Below are 2,683 nucleotides of genomic sequence, written 5' to 3' on the forward strand. Positions count from 1 at the left end.
CCAAATCCTATGCGTGAGCGCATACCAGATGAATAAGTATTCATTGGCTCATCAAAATATTTACCAATTTCAGCGAATTCTTCGATATATCGCACCTTCTCTTCTAATGCTTCACCTTTATATCCATAAACCCTAGCAACAAATTTGACATTATCCCTAGCTGATAGACTGGCTTGAAATCCGCCCGCTAACCCTACTGGCCATGAGATTTTCTTATCAGTGATGACTCTACCAGCATTTGGAATATCAGCACCGCTTAATAACCGCATAAGAGTAGATTTACCAGCGCCATTTCTACCTATTAATCCAATACTGCAATCATCTGGAAAAGTAAAGGTAAACTCACGAAAAACAAAGTGCTTATCACCATTGCTAAGTGGGTAAAATTTGGTTAGATTATCTAATTTTATCATGGCCTACTCGCTACTAATTCTCTACGTTTATAATAATAAAACCAAAAACCTATAAATAGCATTATGATATTAAATACTATTGGGTAAATCAAATTTATACCATCAACTAGCGGATAACTATCAAAGTAGTAATATTTTAGGCTTTCACATATATGCAACATTGGATTATATAAAAAATACTCAAGCAATGCAGTTGGAATAATCCAAATAGGAAATACCACGCAAGAGAGCAGATAAAGTGCCATGATAATATATGTTAAAAATATCTTAAGCGGTTCGACAAAATGTGTAATAATAGCAAAAATCACACCAATGCTAAACCCAGATAATACCATCAAAATCACACAACCAAACGCTGCTAAAAAGTCTCTTGGAAATACATCATAACCGACAAACCAACCTACTAAAATCATAACACATAAAAATATTACTGAATATATACAAAACTCAAGCAAAGTTCTAGCTAAAAACACATGTATCGGTCGAACGGGCTTATAAAAAAATAGGGATAAATTTCCAGCTATTCCACCCATAAGCTTAGTAACAATATTTCTAAACATAAAAAAAGGAATAATCCCACAAGCTAAAAACATAAAAATAGGTATATTGCCAGGTATCGAGATTGAGCCTCTAAATTCCCGTATAAGGGTGATAAAAATCGTGATGATAAGTATCTGCATCAATGGTTCACCCACTACCCAAAAGTAACCCAGATGTCTATTTTTACCAAATCTAGTCTTTAGCTCTCTAAAAAATAGCGCCCTGATAACATTTAGCACTACGCTCCTCCAAAAATCTTAACCTCTAATTATACTAAATTAAATTTAAAACTCAATCCCATCACGCAAATAATAGCTCCCAAGTACCTGCGTATGATCTATCAAATAAGCTCTAAATTTAGCATAAAGCGCTCTATCTACTGGTCTTTGTCCACTCCAAAAATAATCCAAACTCACATCTTTTGTCGTTAACCCATCGATATCATACATCGATTTACCCAAACAAAGCGTAGGCTTTAAATAGTGCAAAGCATTTAGCCCAACAGTGCTATTAATTAGTACAACGGCCTTGGCATTTTTAATAACTGTAGGTAGATGCGAATCAAAAGCTATCATTACACGCTCATCAACTCTATAAATTTTGGCTAAATAATTAATATATGCGCTATAATTTTTCTTGCCTCTATCCATCGGGTGGTGTTTAAAGAGTAGTTTCATATCCTTTGGTGCATGACTAGCAAATGAAGATATAATATACTCAATAAAGCTCTCCATCGTCCTAAATCTAGAATGTGTCCTCACCTGAAAATCATCATGGGTTTGAATCGGCACAAAGTAATACTTTCCACTTAGATCACCCTCAAATTTGGCCTCTAATCCACGCTCGCTAAATTTATACTTAATCTTTCTTAATAAATTTCTAATTCCATAAAAGGCCTCTTTAATCGGTGAAAAATCCCTATGATGAATATAATGCGGATATAAAAAATAAAATATATTTGCTACCACATAATACTGCAATGCCCACCAAGCCATCAATCCATATGTTGAACGAGATTTTGCACTAACTGATTCATTTTGCGGCTCATAATTATCGTAAAATTTACGCTCTCTTGGCATCCTTGAGTGGTGATTTACCCCATAATACTCCATTGTGATAAACCCCGGCCTTAGATACCCCTCTTCAAACACATAAAGATCAAGACCTAATCCTCTAGCAATCTCAATGGCTTTTTTATGATAAAATCTACAATCGCCAAATAAAAATACAATATCAATATTATTATCTTGATAAAATTTTTTAATAAATTTAGGCCACTGCTTTGGTCTTCCTTTATATGGGTAATAACTTTGCGTTTTTGCAAAATATGCATCACCAGCATTAAAGCCAATTCGCATAACATGCCCACCCTTTTGCACGCAAATTTGCTCTAGCTTATTAAAAAAATCCCCCATAGGACCTTGCAAAAGAAGAATATTTTTACCACCAATATTACCGATTCTATCTTCTAATCTCATCTTTTTACCACAAATAAAACTACATATAAAAGCTTTTGTCCGACTCTTGCATATAGCGATTTTGCCTTATGCAATAGTGCATTTATAGGCTGTTGCAACCTTGCTCTTTGCTCTTGAAGCGCCACTACTAAATCACACGCTTCACATGCTTCTAAATTTAATGGATGAATATATCTAGGATAGAGCAAATACGCCCCAGCTATTAACTCATCGCTACTTAAACTTCTATACCTGCGTGGCTGTGGTTTTTTA

3 protein-coding genes and 1 pseudogene are annotated in these 2,683 nt (G+C 34.6%); all 4 read right to left on the reverse strand.

What is annotated here, in order from left to right; translation table 11 throughout:
* Nucleotides 1-413 (reverse strand): ABC transporter ATP-binding protein (locus tag J6V67_RS03810; RefSeq protein WP_291858989.1); only part of this gene is annotated, 413 nt, incomplete at its 3' end.
* The gene (locus tag J6V67_RS03815) at nt 410-1,192 is read right to left on the reverse strand and encodes an ABC transporter permease (protein WP_291858992.1); all 783 of its coding nucleotides are present in this window, start codon (nt 1,190-1,192) and stop codon (nt 410-412) included. The genes J6V67_RS03810 and J6V67_RS03815, both read right to left, overlap by 4 nt.
* A gap of 45 nt (nt 1,193-1,237) precedes the next feature.
* Nucleotides 1,238-2,431 (reverse strand): capsular biosynthesis protein, encoded by a 1,194-nt coding sequence (locus J6V67_RS03820; RefSeq protein ID WP_291858995.1) that lies wholly within the window; start codon nt 2,429-2,431, stop codon nt 1,238-1,240.
* Nucleotides 2,428-2,683: pseudogene (locus tag J6V67_RS03825) on the reverse strand (hypothetical protein); the annotation flags it as partial. The pseudogene J6V67_RS03825 and the gene J6V67_RS03820, both read right to left, overlap by 4 nt.

Origin of the sequence: Campylobacter sp., from assembly GCF_017646085.1 — a bacterium.
Lineage (GTDB): Bacteria > Campylobacterota > Campylobacteria > Campylobacterales > Campylobacteraceae > Campylobacter.